The organism is Peribacillus sp. NPDC076916, from assembly GCF_050269675.1.
In the GTDB taxonomy this organism is placed as follows: Bacteria; Bacillota; Bacilli; order Bacillales; family DSM-1321; genus Peribacillus; species Peribacillus aracenensis.
Genome location: NZ_JBNNIU010000024.1, coordinates 1 through 16,414, shown reverse-complemented (window position 1 = coordinate 16,414; position 16,414 = coordinate 1). Strand labels below are relative to the sequence as shown.

The window sequence follows — 16,414 nt, the reverse complement described above, 5'->3', positions numbered from 1 at the left end:
TGAATATTAAAATATTTAATAACAAGGAGATGATTTGATGAAATTCTCGAGTAATGGTTATTATGTGGAAAAATATGAAAAATGTTCAGTTTGCGGAAAATTAGTTTATGAGAATAGAATTGAGACATTAAATATCCATGAAGTACCATCATTATTTTGCTCAGATTGGTGTGTAGATTGGGAAAAGATTAGGGTTCAAAAAAAGAAACAAGCCCAAAAATTATTAATCTAAATAAAAAATTACATTATTAGATATGATAACTAATTACTAATAAAACATCTAAATAAGAGCAAGAAAAACGTCATACATGGCCTTTCATACCCATATGAAAGGCCATGTATGATATGAAAATAAGTGATGTTTTAATAGTACTAAGCTGTAACGGGAGGTCTAAAAATACCGGTTGCAGCAATCACACCATGGAATTTTCCTCTTTCAATGGTGGCTAGAACCCGCACTTGCAGCAGGTTGCACAGTCGTATTAAAACCAGCCGAACAAACCCCAATATCTGCTATTGAATTTTTTAAACTAGCAGAGAAGGCTGGGGTTCCTAAGGGAGTTATTGGAAATCCAAAGGAAATAGGTGATGTCCTATTAGAAGATAAACGAATTAGGAAGATTACTTTTACTGGTTCAACAGAAGTGGGAAAACTTTTATATAAAAAAGCAGCTAACCAAGTTAAAAGAGTTTCTATGGAACTTGGTGGACATGCACCAATTATTGTTTTTGAAGACTGTGATTTAGAGAGTACAGTGAATCAAGTAGTAAGAAGCAAGTTTAACAATACAGGGCAAACTTGTGTATGTCCTAATAGAATTTGTGTACAGGAGTCTATTAAAGATACATTTTATTAATTTATTTAAGGAAAAAGTCCAATCGCTAAAAATGGGGTATGGAATAGATGAAAAAATTGATGTTGGACCAGTGGTGAATAAAAGTGGGTTAGACAAAGTAAAAAAACATGTAGAGGATGCTCTGCAAAAAGGGGCCACCTTAGTAGTTGGTGGGAAGGTTTCTGATAAAGATCATCACAAAAATGGTTATTTTTATGAACCTACAGTCTTAGATTGTGTAAATGAACAAATGTTAATTGCTTATCAGGAAACATTTGGTCCTGTTGCTCCTATATTTAGCTTTGAAATTGAGGAAGAAGTGGTAAAAAAAGCAAATAATACTGACTATGGTCTGGCGGCATATATATTTACAGAGAATCTTTCTCGTTCTTAGAGTTTCTGAGGCATTAGAATACGGAATGGTAGGGATTAATGATACTGTAGTATCGCAAGTAGAAGGATCTTTTGGTGGAATAAAAGAAAGTGGCATCGGGAGAGAGGGCGGACCTGATTGTCTTGACGATTTTCTGGAAATGAAATTGATTACTACAATTATTCGAGATTAGACAATGTGTTGACAAATAAACAAAAACTGTAGAGAGAACTTTCTTAAATGGTAATACCAGTAATACCAATAAGCAAATTTTAGATAGAAAGGGTGTTAATCTTATGAGTAATAAAAATAGATTTCAAGAGTTGGGCGATTTAGATAAAAAACACTTTCTACATCCTACATCCTCGATAAAACAACAACAAGAAGAAGGTCCTGCTTTTATTTTTTCTGAAGGAAAAGGTATTTATCTTTATGACATATTAGGGAATAAAGTTATGGATGGAATGTCGTCACTTTGGAATGTGAATATAGGACATGGCAGAAATGAAATAGTAGAAGTTGCAGCGGAACAAATGTCAAAGTTAGCATATAGCTCATGCTTTAATACTTTTAGTAATGAGCCTGCTATCAAATTAGCAGAGAAAATTTCTCAAATCACACCAGGTGATTTGAATACGACTTTTTTCACTTCTGGTGGATCGGAATCAAATGATACAGCTATTAAACTAGTACGACATTATTGGATATTGAAAGGCGAAAAAGACCGAAAGAAGATTATTTCTAGGAATAAATCCTACCATGGTTTAGCAATGGGAGCCACTAATGCTACAGGTCTAAAACCATTTCGGGATTTTTCAAATACATTTTCTCCAGACTTTTTCCATGTAGAAGATCAATCAATAGAAGCCCTTGTTGATTTAATTGAAAAAGAGGGACCTGAAACTATTGCTGCATTTATTTCGGAACCTGTTCAAGGGTCTGGAGGAGTGCATGTTCCTCCTGTGGAATATTTTAAAGATTGTAGAAACGTATGTGATAAGTATGGAATTCTATTTATTGCAGATGAGGTTATAACTGGATTTGGAAGAACAGGGAAATACTTTGGGATGGAACATTTTGGTGTTATACCTGATATTATGAGTTTTGCAAAAGGGGTTACAAGTGGATATGCACAATTAGGTGGTGTGGTAATAAGTAAAAAAATTCATGAAGATCTAATTGAACTTTCTACGGATACTTTTCTTCACGGGTATACTTACAGTGGACATCCAACTGCATGTGCTGTCGCTTTAAGAAATATCCAAGTTATTGAAGAAGAAAATTTGATTGAAAATGCTAGATTGATGGGTGAAGAGATGTTGAAGGGATTCAAGTGGATTCAGCAAGAACAAGAAATGGTTGGAGAAGTACGGGGACTAGGTTTATTAGGAGCAATTGAATTAGGAAAAGGTCAGAGTACAAATGAAAGGTTTAATAACCCTCTAGCTCCTTTGGTTGTAAAAGAAGCCGCAAAAAGAGGATTAATGTTTAGATCGGTTATTTTTGAAGGTCAAGATACGCTTGTATTCTCTCCTCCTTTAATCATTAATAAGCATGAGGTTCATAAAATGATAGAAGTTATATCTGATTCTATATCTGCAGTTAAACTGAAGCATAATGAAAAAGAGCTTATCTAAAGTGTGGACGATGGCAGGAAATTACGCATTGTCTGACCATTTAATATAATCCTGGGTAGTTGGTCAGTAACTTCTAAAATCTCTTGTTAATGATTAGCTCCAGGCTATTGCAGGTTAGAATTGATCCTAACATTTATATAAAAATTTAGTAAAGACTTATACTGACGCGCGTGAGAAACGAAGTGCTTTCAAATTAGACTTTGACCTTCACTAATAATTTGGCGTTTAGCTTTATGGACTACTATTCCCTGGACAACGGACACACATAAAAAAGTGTCGCTTATCCGGGGTTTTCTTTTTTACTTAATCTTGACCTTCACAATCTTTCCTCCGGCTTTTTTACCCGCCTGTTCCATTAGCTTCGCAAATTACTTCCTTATCTCCGTATCCTTCTTATTTTTTTTCATCTTGATATCCCTCGCAATTTAATATTCTTGCTATATAGTTTCGCCATGGTAAAGGAGTCTTATACATTCCCAGGTTCTAAAGCCCTCCCTTCCCCACTATATTGTTAGTAAAGTGGAAAACTGACAAAGTGGCCTTGAGGTATTTTCCGATTATTTAATAATGAGAGAAGAGAGGAGGAAGGGGATGTCATCTTTGAACCCTTTTTTCGAGGAATTGAAAGGAAAGGATCCAAAACCAAAAGCTATTCAAAAAACATCTTTGGAAGATCCTTCACGCCAAATAACCTCCATGAGAAAAGTCAGGAAGGACAAGCAGCATGACATTAAATTCCCTGTGGATTATGTCATGAAGGTCAAGCTCCGGACGCTTTGCAAAACGTTAAATTCGATCTATAAGCAAAAAACAGGAAAATCCTTGACCCAAACGAACTGTAATACATTGCTTCTGCGGTTCGCCCTGATGAGGAGAAAGGATGTGGATTATGGCATGCCTTATACTGACACGAAGGAATACATGCATACTCATTTGCTGAGACCGAATACAGCGAAAGGGGAGGATTGCATGAAGTCGCCATCTTGAAGGACCTGTCCGACCGGAGGGTTGCCTATTGCATGGTCCATCATGCTGTTTCCTGGTTGGAAAGAGGGGGTTCCGTTGAAGAAATCTTATAGTCAATTCAACCTTTTATCGAACAAGCTACTTTATGGAACGAAGGAAAAAAAGGGATTTTTCGATTATTTCTTGCCTAAGTATCGATATTTGCAGATTGAAGTGCCCTATTATGAATATTTAAGGGGTGAGGTTTTCGTCGAAGACATGAAGGATTTGTTTGAAGAGGCTCCGGAAAACCTGACTATGTATCACCTGATTGCCCTCCTGTATTTTGACTTCATGGAACAAGTGAAGAAAGGGGCCAAATATGAACAGCTCTGTCCCTTTTTGATTTCTTCCAAGAAAAAATTCCAGGAACGGCCGATGATTAAAAAAAGGGTATTGAAGCAGGTGACGAACAAACTTTTCTCATTCGAGCAACGGGAAGAGGAGATAGAGGTGACATCAGAAGAAAAACAGGCAGAGATTACCCTGCGGATCAAAGAGTCAGAGATTTACCGGGGTGAGGTATTTCTGCATGATATTTCTCTCTACTTAATGGGATGAAGAGTTCACGGTCGAGGATTTACTAGTGATTATGTTCATGGACTTTCTGAAAAGGATTAAAGAAAAGGGAAACTCAAGCCAAGCTATGAAGGCCATTTTATTGAACTATCTATGAGGATTATTTTTGATAAGCGGTGATAAAATTGAAGAAGTACCTCATCAGAGTATCCTTCATATTTTGGAGAGAATCCTCGGTCATTATAGATCGGTGTGAAAATTTGGGACATCCCTAAACCTCCATACCCAGATTCAATGTGGGTTTCCTGGCCGCAAGCAACTCCCAGGATGCTTGCCTTCTTGATAGTTAGATACGGCTCTCTTAAAGTTAAACGCCACCGATGTGATAATTAGAGCAAAATAAAAAAAGAAAAGAAGTACATCAAAACGCCAATCCCATATTTATAAGGGATTGGCGTTTATTTGATTTTTATCGATTAAGCACGGTATTATAAATAAATTATTATTTGTTCCAAAACTCATAATATATAGAATTAGCCTGGAGCGAAAAACGCTTTAGGCTTTCTTTTTGTTGTTTTTATCGTTTGCGTTCGTAAAAGTACACTTTTACGAACGGTTCTTTTTTTTTATAAAATCGACTCATTTTTACGTTCGTTATAGTTGAAAAACACTTTATGAACGTTCGTGATTTTTCACATACTTTTACGAACGCTTTTGGTAGAATAATAGGAAAGTAAGTAGAAAAAGGAGTAAAAATGGAAGTTCGTAAATTTGGATACATAAGAGTGATTAGCAAAGATCAAATTGAAGGACGTCAACTTCAGGCCATGAAAGAAAAAGGATTAGATGAACGAGATATCTTCCTAGATAAACAAAGTGGGAAAAACTTTGACCGGGCTCAATATCAATTGTTAAAACGTATGATCCGGAAAGGGGATGTCCTATATATTCATTCACTCGATCGTTTTGGCCGGAACAAGGAAGAAATTCTACAAGAATGGAATGACATCACGAAAAATATCCAAGCAGATATCGTGGTCATGGATATGCCATTGTTGGACACTACTCAATTTAAGGATAGTTTAGGGACCTTCATCGCAGATCTTGTTTTACAGATCCTTTCCTGGATGGCGGAAGAGGAGAGGGACCGTATACGAAAACGGCAGCGTGAGGGAATTGATGTTGCTTTACAGAACGGTGTGCCCTTCGGACGACCGAAAGCCCAAGTAACGGAAGGGTTTAATGAAGTCTATGATTTATGGAAAGCAGGAGAGATGACGGCCGTTAAAGCCATGGCGGAATTAGGCGTTAAAAAGACGACTTTTTATAAGTTGGTAAAGGAATATGAAACAGACATTAAAAAGATCTCTATATAATAGAAGAAACTTGTCAAAAAATTAGCCGGCCATCCCTAGATATTTCGCTTCATTGTGGATGATACCCATCCTGGGTGAATGAAGCATATACACTTTCAGCCCTCCTTTTAGAATTCGCATGAACATCAAAATAATTAACAAAACAAAAATCAAAAAGTGTCAAACAACGAAATCTCCAATTTCATGAAGAAGCAAAATAAAGAAGAACCGATTAATACAACATTGGCGGATGCTTTGGAAAAACTGAATTCGATAAATAAATGGAACTATTTGCATTCCTCTTTCCATGGAAATTGTCACACAGATTATGTACGCCAAATAAGCGCGTGATGTTCGAGAAAATGGAATAGAAATAAACAAGAGTTGCAGCTTGTTTTACCGAAGCAGCAACTCTTTGTTTTATAAGATGGGATATAGGAAATCCCATACATTTTAACTCATTATTTTAATGGTTGTCCTTCAAATGCGTTAACATTTAAAGGTGAAGAGAGGAATTCTTTAGCTTTACCAACAAACGAGGTGAAGTGCTCACTTGAATTATGGCTTGCAACCGCTAGATGATCTTGCCAAACTTCAACCATTGTAAATTCATTGTCTTTTTCTGTAGCTTTGTGAAGAGTGTAAGAAACATTTCCACTTTCCGCTCTTGAAGCTACGATTAGCGGTTGAATCTCCTCTAGAAATGCATCTTGTTTTGCTGGATTAATATTGAATACGGCATGAATGATAATCATTAAACGTCATCCTCTCTTTTGTTAAGCATAATAAACTTAATATATAATTAAAGTAAAAATAACATACTCGGTTGTAATTAAATGAATGGATTCTTTATTACATTACTTCCATTGTGCGACTTTATCAATTGGAAGACGAACTGACTGATGGCCATTATCTGCTGCTTTACCGATTGAAATTAGCATAACTGGTACGTATCGATCTTTATCTAATCCAAAAGCTTCTGCGATTTGGTCTTTTTCATAGCCACCGATTGGATTTGTATCATAGCCATAAGCACGAGCCGCAAGCATTAGTTGCATGGATACAAGACCACCATCAACTAGAACGACCTCTTTCATTTCCTCACTAGTGATTTTTTCGAAATATCCAGCAAATGAGGCTAATATGTTTTCTTTTACTTCTAAAGGCATAAGCCCTAAATCTACAGCTTTACCGTAGATTTCTTCGCCGTTATCAAAATTGTTCATATCACCAAATACGGCAATTACTGCGGAAGATGTTTCGACTTGATTTTGGTTAAAGCGAGCAAGAGGTGCAAGTGTTGCTTTTCCCTCAGGACTATCAATTACAAGGAAGCGCCATGGTTGCATATTTACTGAAGAAGGAGCAAGTGTCGCTAAGGTAAGTATTTCCTCCATTTCTACCCTACTGATTTTTACGGATTTGTCGTAATTTTTTATGGAGCGGCGTCCTGTGACAATTTCTTTGAAATCATTTGTTAATTGTGCTGTAGTAGTCATAGTTGATAGTCTCCTCTTTTTAACTTTAGTAGTTTAATTTATAGTTATTCTCATTTCAAATTGTAACGAATCAAGTGTTAGACTTGGCTTATATTTTTTTGAATGCGTGTCAGCATATCTGTTAACTCTTGACGTTCTTCTTCTTTAAAATCTTTAAGCATCAAAGTGACAAAACGAGCTTTTTCAGCTTGGTAGAGAATAATTTGTTTGCGACCATGATCTGAAAGACAGACAAGAGTAAATCGATTATCCTCCGGATCTTTGCGTCTTAAAATCATCCCAGTCGCTTCAAGTTGTTTTAAATGCCGGGTAATCGCTGCACCGTCAATGTTAACCTCTTTTTGAAGTGCTGTTTGACTAATTTCATCAACTTGATAAAGCTGATATAAGATATCATGTCTTGATTGACTAATGCCCGTACAACTTTCAAATTTTGAACTTATCTGTTTGTTAAGGCAGTTCATTATATATAAAATAAAAGATTCATTAGAACATGAATTCGTCAAGAAACACCCTCTTTTCATACGTTAGACAAAATAATTGATAGCTCAATAGTTGATGTGTCAATTAATATACTATACCCTAAATAATAAAGCAAGTATTTTAGTACTGCAACTTTTGCTTAAATATGATCTAGACCAAAATGTTGCTCTATCTCCTTTTTGATTAGGCAATCTTTTCAAGAAAGCTCAGTAAACCTTTGGAGCTTTTAGCCAAGGTATAAGTATGATAAAACTGCCCTTAAATAAGGTGGAAAAGTTCATCTGATAGTCGTAGACCAAGACCATTCTTCGATTTATGTGCCATAATACAGAAAGTGAAGGAGCGAATGCTCCATCCTTTTCTGTATGCTACTTCAATCAATTAAATTTCATTGAGTACGATGCCTGTAAATGATATTCAAGTTCTTTGTCAGTTATGTGTGTGAAGATTTAAATCTAATGGTCCTAAGTGCACTGAATGGGCTCCTATCATCAATAAATCCAGCTAGACATAAAACAGAAGGGTGAAGTTTAGAACCATACTTTTTACATCTCATCATACATAAGGAAATACATGGGGATAAAGTATTCGTACCAATAGATTTAAAGAGAATTTGGAATCGTTTATAGCAATGAAAAAAAGCAACCGTTTGGATATAAAACGGTTGCTTTTTTATAAACTGTGGTCTAGGAGTTTTATAATAGTCCTTTGGGATTCCTTCGCAGGGTGCAATAATGAATATGTATTTACAGGTCCAAGTACGGAAGTTCAACATTTGTGGTTTGCTCTGTTTACTATGCTCAATATAAGGTGGCAGAAAAGTGAGCTCATTTTAGTTTACATAATACAGATTATCATCAGTCAATTTTTATTGGAAGAAATCAAGCAGGAATTAAGGGAGATTGTTAATCTTGGAGGCCTTTCAAATTCGTATTGCAAAAGATGCCTGAGATTAGAAGCAGCGCAAATCGCAAAAAGAAATTAATAATAAATACTAATAATATCTTTGGTGAGAATCAGCTTAGGATATGATAATAAGTGATCTAACTTTATACGGTGAAAGATTAAGCATCCTGTCGAAGGTGTTTTTACATTATCTACCTAAGAGAATATCGTGATATTAGTGCTACAATTATCTTGAGGTGGTAACTTTGTTTATTTCTCCAATGTTATTGCACAAAACAGAGCAACCCTTCGAGGACGATAATTTCATTACTGAGCTTAAGCTTGATGGAATTCGTTTGATTCTTTCTAAGTTTAATGATCAGATTAAATTGTATACTCGCCACAACAATGAGGTCACAATGAAATTCACCGAACTGCTCCAATTGGATGTTCCGAATGGAACTATTCTTGATGGTGAAATAATTGTGACCGATCAACAGGGTTAGCCTGATTTTGAAGCAATGATGGAAAGATTTCAATCCAAGAAATCAGAACTCACAATTCAATATTGCGTATTTGACGTAATTTATCATAATGGTCAAAAGGTAACTCATTTACCTCTATATGAGAGGAAAAAGCTGCTTGATAAGATAGTGGAAGATACTGATATGATTTGTAAGGTTCGGTGGATGTTTGGGAACAGCCCAGCTTATTTTGAGTTAGTAAAGCAACAAGGACTTGAAGGAATCGTCCAGAAGAAAGCCAATTCAAAATATAAGATTGGCAAAAGATCACATGATTGGCTAAAAATAACCTTATCAAGACCTAATTTATAAAAAACCTTAATATATAAAGGAGAGTACATATTAGCCATGTATAATATGTACTCTCCTTTTTTCTTTTAGTGAACTAAAGCGCCTGTCAGTTCTATAAGACTTATTGTAGAGTTGACACAAACTGTGTGGTAATTTATTTAATGGAATTTGCGATTTCTACCAATATTTCCGATGTTACTTTATTAGAAATTCTTTTATCAACACTTAACATATATTGCCATCCATCTTTTTCGAAAATTAAAAGGTTAACCACTCCAGAAGCCTTGGTACTATATATGGCAGTATTACTATCATTTAATATGAAGGTTTTGTCAATATTACCTTTTTTAAATTTAATTTTATTTTCAGCCGGTCTAACTCGAATCGCATAGTGGTTTTCAGATAGGTCTTTATTAAAATATTCTGCCTCAAAGCCATCATTGATATTACCTTCAAGGTTATTAAACCTGCCGTAATTATGAGTGAACGGTACTGGAGGTAATTGAATAGGCAAAGAAATAATATGATTAAAATGCTTATTGCTATCTTGTAAAGCTTGATGTACTGAAGTGTAACCAATTTCAGAAAGCGACTTTTCAAATTCTTTACTGTCATTACTTGCGTAAGTTGTTCCAGTGAATATGAAGGAAAAAGGAATACATAGGACAAATAATCTTAATAACCTAATAACAATCACGCCCTTTCTTATTATTAAATAAGATACCCTGAAGAATTTAAGATATGAGTTATTAAGTAGTGTTTATATTTATTACCGTACAGTACCACTAAACCGTGAACTACTTCAAATTACGATCGGGCTATGGTTGATTAATGTCTACACTTCTATTTAGGGTAAGGATGCTTTACTTCAATGGGTGGTTGCTGAGGTTGCCTTTTTCTTATGGCACTAACGGGGCAGGTTAGTTGAAGAAGGATTTTCATTTTCCTTTGCAGAAGGTAAGTAATGTATGTGCATTTCCTTATGAAAGAAGGTTGTATTATGGAGTTTTATCCTTCTGAAATTGATTTCATTTCTCTATTTGAATGTCTTCCAGTAAAGAAAGATGATGATGAACTGTTCGAATATAATGAATCAACCTTCAGGTTCAAGGTTAAAAAGTATAAATATGAGGTTATCGTTTGCCCGTTTTATAATCAATTTGGGTTATTAGTACAAGAGGGAAGTATGGTTATTGGAAGATATAACTTTCAAACGGTAAGTAAAATCGAAATACTTACCGATAAAGAGGATGAATCTTCTATACGGTTATTTTTAGATGATGATAGAGAAAGGTTTTTAATGATTGTAGAAATTACCTTCAAACCGAACTTTAAGATTGAAATAAAAGAAACGTTTGCTTGATTACATTTAAGAACTGGCTGCCCAAACCGGTAGCGTTTTTATTAAACTAAGGACCAGAATTCCTGTAATGAATGTTTTTAATGAACAAACGGGGCAGTTTAGTTGAAGAGAGGTTTTTAACTTGTGTTCAACAATCGGGCCATATAGTTGAATAAACCGAAAATAAGTCGGTAAATAAAGGTGAAATTTGAAAAAATAATAATGGAATCACAAAAGCAGATTAAATGAAAAAAGAGAAATTTCTTGTTAAGGTTTAATTGATATGAAAAAGGAGGTAAGGACAAAGATGACTACATTGCTCGAAGAAATTAAAGCTTATAAAGAAGCATTTAAGCAAAAGGCTCCTGAGGAAAAGCAGAAGTTAATGGCGCAAGCAACAAAAGAATTAGAAGAATCCGGAGTTGCACAGGGACTGAAAGAAGGAAACCAAGTACCGGACTTTAAACTTCCTGACGCAACAGGAAAAATGGTGTCCATTACTGAAGAGCTTTCGAAAGGACCGGTGATCCTGACATTTTATCGAGGTGGCTGGTGCCCTTACTGCAATCTTGAATTAAAAGCCTATCAAAGAGAATTAGATTCCATCAAAGACGTTGGTGCAACGTTAATAGCCATCAGTCCGGAGACACCAGATGCCTCCTTGTCTACAAAGGAAAAAAATGAGCTTGAATTCATTGTTCTCAGTGATGAAGGCAATAAAGTTGCTGAACAATTTAATTTGGTATTTAAAATGCCGGATTATTTAATTGAAGTATATAAGGATTCTAGATTAGATATTGTAGGACATAATGGAAATGATGCTTGGGAACTTCCAAAGCCAGCTACATTTGTAATCGATCAATCAGGTAAGATTGTATTTGCAGAAGTCGATTCTGACTACACAAAACGTGTAGAGCCGTCTAAAGTAATTGAAATTGTAAAAAACATCTAACACAACGCACCTGGAATCAGGTGTTTTTAAAAATAAGCAGAAAAATAAACATTTTTTATATGTATTTCTTGTTCCACATTCGGGCGCTTTTCTTTAATAAGAAGGCGTCCTTTTGTATTGCACCAGATTCTAGAACAACACATTTTAGGGATCGGATTATGTTAAAGTTTAGAAGAGATTGTGAATGTTTCTACTTAAACTATAGGGTGCTTTACTTCAATAAGGGAGGTGCTTTGGCAGCTCTTTTTCTTATGGCACTAACGGGGCAGATTAGTTGAAGAGAGGTTTTTAACTTGTGTTCAACAATCGGGCCAGATAACGGAATAAGACTTGGTAGTTAAATTGGATATTTATATTAAAATAATTAGAGATTGTACTTAAAGTAACGTGGCAGTTTAATTCAAGGAAAATCTTCCTTATACTCAATTTATTGTAATTTATGATAGGGTTAGATAACAGTCTTCTTGAGGAACTTGGAGGGAGAAGTAAATATGATTCCTAAAGAATTAATGGCATACATCATTATTGGCGGTGGGGTAGGTTTATTTTTTGGGGGCTTTTGGAACGGTATAAGTGCAATGGTTTTGATATGGATTGCGATTAGATTTGAATACTTTATTCGTACCTATGAGAAAAAGAATCTTGAATCAGGGGTAGCGTCAGGAAAATGCGGATTTACAACGCTAAGCAAATTTTCAAATCGATTACCCCGATTTTAACAACGTTAAGAAAGTTTTAATGGTCTTAATGAATCTAAAGAAACCATTTTGTCCGATTTAAAATGGTATTCCCCCAGTAAATTAATATGCTCCCAACCTAAAGGAGACATATGGTGCAACAAGTACTCATTAAAATCCCTGATTCCTTTTTGATATTCAATCGCTTTTGTTAAATGTAAGGTGTTCTAAACACTAATTGCATTAATAATTATGTTCAATGCACTGGCTCTTTGGAGCTGATGTTGTAAAGTTCGTTCCCGAAGCTCCCCTTGCTTCCCAAAGAAAATTGCTCTTGCGAGACCATTCATCGCTTCTCCTTTAATTAATCCTTTTTGAATTTTTCTTCTTAAAGTTTCACTTGAAAGGTAATTAAGAATAAAGATCGTCTTTTCTATTCTTCCCATCTCGCGTAAGGCTGTAGCTAAACTGTTTTGCCTTGAATAAGAGCCTAGCTTCCCCATAATAAGTGAGGATGAGACTGTCCCTTCTCTTATAGAATGCTAACCGTAAAACGTCCTCATAATTTTCCTTACTCTAAATGGAATCTTTATGAAGCTAGTCTAAACAAGCGATATATAATTTGTTTTTGATTTTGAGCAGACTTCACCTTGATGGGCCTGTCCTTTTTTATGCAACTGTCAGGCTTCTTTAGATAATGAAAACGGATATATCAACGATGTTGTATAAAAACGGACAAAATAACCCCCCTTGGCCAACGCCAAGGGGGGTTATTTATACTCATCTTCTCAAACAATCATTATACCGACTGACATTCGTTTATATATAGGAAACCATTCTTGTACTCTGTTTTTTTAATTGGTTCCGTTCACGTGATGCGTGCTTTATACGAATTCTTTTACATTACAACGTAATAATTTCATAATCTTCGGAGATTAGTTTTGCTATACTTGGGTGACCTTCGTAGTCATTTGCTGTAGAAATGCTGGCTTTTTGAACATCTTCCGTTGCCCCAAAAGCTCCAGAACAATATTCACAAGCCTCAATGATACCCAAAGCCTTCACTTTTTTGTATAACGGGTTCATTGGATGGTTTGTGTCTTCAAAACGACCAATCCATTGCGTCCCTTCACCATCGAATATTAATCTCACTTTTCCGCCGGTAGCGTGGATTTCTTCTGAATACAACAATCCATGGACGGCTCTTCCTAGTTCCTTTTCACTTGCGTGTACAAATATAGCTACTTTTTTCATCTTCATCTCTCCTTTGTGTTGATGGCTTCATTATAGTCTGGTTTAAATAGCAATTCTGTAATCCAGTTCCTTTAATAAATGTGAACTAGCATACATTATGATGACCAATCATTAAGTTAGTCATGCATATTCTCTCCATGATAAAGTAAGAATAAACATATCATTCGGAGGTTGGCTCATGATTAATAAACTGTGGTATTTGTCTCAAATTAAATTGTTTGACAAGGTCTCTCCAGAAGATATGGAAGAGATTAACAAAGGGACACACCATGCCAAAATACGAAGAAATACGATTATCCAATCGCCTGAAATGGTTCGGGATGGACTTTATTTTGTGAAGGAAGGAGCTTTACGTCTGTATATTGTCAATTCGGAGGGGAAACAGTTTACGGTCGGTATTTTAGGAAAAGGGAGTACGTTCGGTGAGATCGATTCTTTCTCTTTAGGTACCCATGGCGTTTATATTGAAACGATGGAAGATACACTGCTCTGCTCCATTGGTCGTGAACAGTTTGAGAAATTCATATCGACCCGCCCACATATCATGAAACGGGTGATGAGGATCTTGAGCGATCAATTGCAAGAAAAGAACAGCATGCTGGAGAAGATGGCTTTAGGTACCGTCAAAGAAAAACTTCTCTTTCTATTACTGAATCTTTCCGAAGAATTTGGCGTGCTGGAGGATAACTTTCATCGAATAGATCTTCCTCTGACTCATCAAGAAATCGGTAACATGATAGGTGCTACTCGTGAATCGGTAACCTCAACTATCAATGAACTAGTAAAGGAAGGATTGATTCGAACGGGACGCAAAAGCATTTCTATTCATCGTGAGTTGGCAAAAGAACAACATTTTGACTAAGGAAAGGCAACCCTGAGCACTTCTTCAGGTTTTTTTATTCGCTGTGAATGTGAACTATATTACAGTCATTGTTGCTTTGACCCTGTAAACTGAAAGTGTTCAGTAGAGAACAAAACAATAGACAGGTGGTTTTTCTGATGAAAATAACCCTGTATGTCAGTGACCATTGCGAGTCATGTGAACAGGTATTGCACTATTTCAAAGAAAAAGATTTTCCATATGAAGTCATCAATGTTACTTACGATCAACTGATGTTTGACCGAATGCTAAGCGAGGGGGGCATTGCAACGCCTTTTATCGTGTTGGATGGACAAGTTTTTCATGTGTTTGACCGGGATAAAATTGAGGCTTTTCTAAACACGTCAAAAGATGTGTAAATAATGAAGGCGGCTGAAAATCGTGTCCATCAGACAACTCCATACTATGGGAGACTTGCATCATTTCATCGACCAGGAAAAACTCTGCTTTTTTAGCAGATGTTTTTTTATATGAGAAAATGATTAGCTCTATATTATTAATCCAAATATATTTGAATCATAATTTTTTAAGGAAGGATTATTGATCAATCAATTAATGGAAGAGTTGAAACAGCAAAAAGAAGGACTTTTGCAAAAAGTAATCAAGCAACTGCTGAGCTGTTGAAATCAGGAGTTGAACAGGGTTAAAAGAAGGAGAGAAAGCCCCTGATTTTGTTTTGCAAGATGCACTAGGTAATGACGTCCAACTTTATGAAGATTTAAAAAAAGGGACCAGTTGTCTTAACATTTTATCGCGGTGAATGGTGCCCTTATTGCAATCACGACCGATCCTTTTCGTCCAAAATAGCGTCGTTTCTTCCGAATCACCGAAGCGATTCCTAGAATCTTCATTTGCTTAAAAACACGTTTGTGATTGGCGTGAATGCCTTCTTCTTTTAGCGCCGTAACTATTCGTGGGTACCCGTAGTATGGATGAGCACGATGAATCGCAAGAAGGTGTTCCTGAAAGAGTGCATTCATCTAGGCCTTTTTGGCTCGAAGCGGTTCGTTTTGTCTCCACTTGTAATATCCAGCACGCGAGACACGAGCTATCTCCACCAACCATGTAATCGGATATTTTTGTCGTAACGCGTGAATAATGACGAATCGTTGTTGCTTTATAAGCCTTCCTCCCCGTGTAGATTTGGATTGCGCTTTTTTAAGTAGTCGACCTGCGCTTTTAAGTAGTCACGTTCTTCTTCGATCGATTTAAAGTGAGTTCGCGGACGTCCAATAAACGGAGTGTCCTTTGACGAAGCACGCCCTCTTAGGTCAAACCCTTCTCCATTTCGATACTTTTTCACCCATTGTTTGAGCTGAGTAGCGCTGCGTAATCCTAATTGATGTGCAAGAGTTTGATAACTCCCTTTCCCATCTTCATACATCTGTACGGCTTTCTATTTAAACTGATCTGAATAACGAGCAAATGTCCGTCCCTTTTTTGCCATAAAAAATCCCCTCCAAGTATCAGTGTACCACCCAATAAACTATCGGGCTTTTTTCACTGTCTACTTAAAGTGGATAATATCAAATGAGCAATTGGTGGTATAGTTTTTATTTCTTAATTTTAGGTATCGTAGCTTTTTTTACAGGAGAAATCGTAACCTTTATAATGCTTGGCTTTGTGTTATTGGGCCTAAATAATATAAACATCACACTGAAAAAGATACTTAAAGTTAAGAATCAGGATCAATCAATTTCAGAAGAGTAGATGTTTTTGGTCAAATGAAGGAAGCTTTCAGGAAAAATAACTACTCTCTTTCTTTTTGATTAGGTAGCTTTACTTCAATAACGAACCGTCTTCCGTAATGAACTGCACCCCAATTGTTAGACACCATCTAACAATTGGAGGTGCTTTTTTTATGACAAAATATTCATTAGAGTTGAAATTAAAAGCTGTCCT

At 35.9% G+C, this 16,414-nt stretch carries 19 protein-coding genes and 4 pseudogenes; 15 read left to right on the top strand and 8 right to left on the bottom strand.

Going from position 1 to position 16,414, the window contains the following annotated elements; all coding sequences use genetic code 11:
* The first annotated feature begins 37 nt into the window (after positions 1-37).
* The 7 genes and pseudogenes from ACQKFG_RS27510 (at position 38) to ACQKFG_RS27480 (ending at position 5,746) form a co-directional block, all read left to right on the top strand.
* Positions 38-232 carry a hypothetical protein gene (locus ACQKFG_RS27510; protein ID WP_323598910.1) on the top strand — a complete coding sequence of 65 codons (195 nt, stop codon included), beginning with the start codon at positions 38-40 and terminating at the stop codon, positions 230-232.
* A 172-nt stretch (positions 233-404) separates the two neighbouring features.
* Positions 405-857, top strand: coding sequence for an aldehyde dehydrogenase family protein (locus ACQKFG_RS27505; protein WP_427564218.1), 453 nt, complete (start codon positions 405-407; stop codon positions 855-857).
* Between the two features lie 31 nt (positions 858-888).
* Positions 889-1,402 (top strand): annotated as a pseudogene (locus tag ACQKFG_RS27500) (aldehyde dehydrogenase family protein).
* Between the two features lie 103 nt (positions 1,403-1,505).
* A complete protein-coding gene (locus ACQKFG_RS27495) occupies positions 1,506-2,846 on the top strand; it encodes an aspartate aminotransferase family protein (protein WP_427564216.1) in 1,341 nt (446 codons plus the stop codon).
* Positions 2,847-3,437: 591 nt separating this feature from the next.
* The gene (locus ACQKFG_RS27490) at positions 3,438-3,833 is read left to right on the top strand and encodes a hypothetical protein (protein ID WP_427564214.1); all 396 of its coding nucleotides are present in this window, start codon (positions 3,438-3,440) and stop codon (positions 3,831-3,833) included.
* 75 nt (positions 3,834-3,908) lie between these two features.
* The gene (locus ACQKFG_RS27485; protein ID WP_427564212.1) at positions 3,909-4,412 is read left to right on the top strand and encodes a hypothetical protein; all 504 of its coding nucleotides are present in this window, start codon (positions 3,909-3,911) and stop codon (positions 4,410-4,412) included.
* Between the two features lie 713 nt (positions 4,413-5,125).
* Positions 5,126-5,746, top strand: coding sequence for a recombinase family protein (locus ACQKFG_RS27480; protein ID WP_427564210.1), 621 nt, complete (start codon positions 5,126-5,128; stop codon positions 5,744-5,746).
* 440 nt (positions 5,747-6,186) lie between these two features.
* Here ACQKFG_RS27480 and ACQKFG_RS27475 read toward each other — a convergent pair whose 3' ends face one another.
* The 3 genes from ACQKFG_RS27475 to ACQKFG_RS27465 form a co-directional block, all read right to left on the bottom strand.
* Complete coding sequence (locus tag ACQKFG_RS27475; protein ID WP_056529674.1) at positions 6,187-6,480, bottom strand: putative quinol monooxygenase; 294 nt, start codon at positions 6,478-6,480, stop codon at positions 6,187-6,189.
* 102 nt (positions 6,481-6,582) lie between these two features.
* Complete coding sequence (locus ACQKFG_RS27470) at positions 6,583-7,224, bottom strand: nitroreductase family protein (RefSeq protein ID WP_252270679.1); 642 nt, start codon at positions 7,222-7,224, stop codon at positions 6,583-6,585.
* A 77-nt stretch (positions 7,225-7,301) separates the two neighbouring features.
* Entirely contained in the window at positions 7,302-7,730 is a 429-nt protein-coding gene (locus tag ACQKFG_RS27465; RefSeq protein WP_056529680.1) for a MarR family winged helix-turn-helix transcriptional regulator, read from the bottom strand.
* 1,128 nt (positions 7,731-8,858) lie between these two features.
* On the opposite strand from ACQKFG_RS27465, the pseudogene ACQKFG_RS27460 reads away from it, so the two are divergent.
* Positions 8,859-9,404, top strand: a pseudogene (locus ACQKFG_RS27460) (ATP-dependent DNA ligase); the annotation flags it as partial.
* A gap of 157 nt (positions 9,405-9,561) precedes the next feature.
* On the opposite strand, the gene ACQKFG_RS27455 reads toward ACQKFG_RS27460, so the two are convergent.
* Complete coding sequence (locus ACQKFG_RS27455) at positions 9,562-10,104, bottom strand: hypothetical protein (RefSeq protein ID WP_427564207.1); 543 nt, start codon at positions 10,102-10,104, stop codon at positions 9,562-9,564.
* A 303-nt stretch (positions 10,105-10,407) separates the two neighbouring features.
* Here ACQKFG_RS27455 and ACQKFG_RS27450 point away from each other — a divergent pair, with 303 nt between their 5' ends.
* The 3 genes from ACQKFG_RS27450 to ACQKFG_RS27440 all read left to right on the top strand — a co-directional run bounded on the left by ACQKFG_RS27450 (position 10,408) and on the right by ACQKFG_RS27440 (position 12,420).
* Positions 10,408-10,770 (top strand): hypothetical protein, encoded by a 363-nt coding sequence (locus ACQKFG_RS27450; protein ID WP_289336562.1) that lies wholly within the window; start codon positions 10,408-10,410, stop codon positions 10,768-10,770.
* A gap of 286 nt (positions 10,771-11,056) precedes the next feature.
* Entirely contained in the window at positions 11,057-11,701 is a 645-nt protein-coding gene (locus tag ACQKFG_RS27445; protein ID WP_427564205.1) for a peroxiredoxin-like family protein, read from the top strand.
* Between the two features lie 491 nt (positions 11,702-12,192).
* Positions 12,193-12,420 (top strand): hypothetical protein, encoded by a 228-nt coding sequence (locus ACQKFG_RS27440; RefSeq protein WP_427564203.1) that lies wholly within the window; start codon positions 12,193-12,195, stop codon positions 12,418-12,420.
* A gap of 5 nt (positions 12,421-12,425) precedes the next feature.
* Here the strand turns inward: ACQKFG_RS27440 and ACQKFG_RS27435 are convergent.
* Positions 12,426-12,951: pseudogene (locus ACQKFG_RS27435) on the bottom strand (Tn3 family transposase); the annotation flags it as partial.
* A gap of 330 nt (positions 12,952-13,281) precedes the next feature.
* Positions 13,282-13,632 (bottom strand): DsrE family protein, encoded by a 351-nt coding sequence (locus ACQKFG_RS27430; protein ID WP_406595015.1) that lies wholly within the window; start codon positions 13,630-13,632, stop codon positions 13,282-13,284.
* A 178-nt stretch (positions 13,633-13,810) separates the two neighbouring features.
* Between ACQKFG_RS27430 and ACQKFG_RS27425 the strand changes: the two genes are divergently transcribed.
* The 3 genes and pseudogenes from ACQKFG_RS27425 to ACQKFG_RS27415 all read left to right on the top strand — a co-directional run.
* On the top strand, positions 13,811-14,494 hold the full coding sequence (locus ACQKFG_RS27425; RefSeq protein ID WP_427564201.1) for a Crp/Fnr family transcriptional regulator: 684 nt from the start codon (positions 13,811-13,813) through the stop codon (positions 14,492-14,494).
* A 137-nt stretch (positions 14,495-14,631) separates the two neighbouring features.
* A complete protein-coding gene (locus tag ACQKFG_RS27420; RefSeq protein ID WP_377911935.1) occupies positions 14,632-14,871 on the top strand; it encodes a glutaredoxin family protein in 240 nt (79 codons plus the stop codon).
* A gap of 281 nt (positions 14,872-15,152) precedes the next feature.
* Positions 15,153-15,291: pseudogene (locus ACQKFG_RS27415) on the top strand (redoxin domain-containing protein); the annotation flags it as partial.
* Here the strand turns inward: ACQKFG_RS27415 and ACQKFG_RS27410 are convergent.
* Together ACQKFG_RS27410 and ACQKFG_RS27405 are read right to left on the bottom strand one after the other, a co-directional pair.
* Complete coding sequence (locus ACQKFG_RS27410) at positions 15,253-15,492, bottom strand: IS3 family transposase (RefSeq protein ID WP_406595017.1); 240 nt, start codon at positions 15,490-15,492, stop codon at positions 15,253-15,255. The pseudogene ACQKFG_RS27415 and the gene ACQKFG_RS27410 overlap by 39 nt on opposite strands.
* A 137-nt stretch (positions 15,493-15,629) precedes the next feature.
* Positions 15,630-15,896, bottom strand: a complete 267-nt coding sequence (locus ACQKFG_RS27405) for a hypothetical protein (RefSeq protein ID WP_406595018.1) — start codon at positions 15,894-15,896, stop codon at positions 15,630-15,632.
* A gap of 146 nt (positions 15,897-16,042) precedes the next feature.
* Between ACQKFG_RS27405 and ACQKFG_RS27400 the strand changes: the two genes are divergently transcribed.
* The gene (locus ACQKFG_RS27400) at positions 16,043-16,222 is read left to right on the top strand and encodes a hypothetical protein (RefSeq protein ID WP_406595019.1); all 180 of its coding nucleotides are present in this window, start codon (positions 16,043-16,045) and stop codon (positions 16,220-16,222) included.
* Positions 16,223-16,414: the final 192 nt, after the last annotated feature.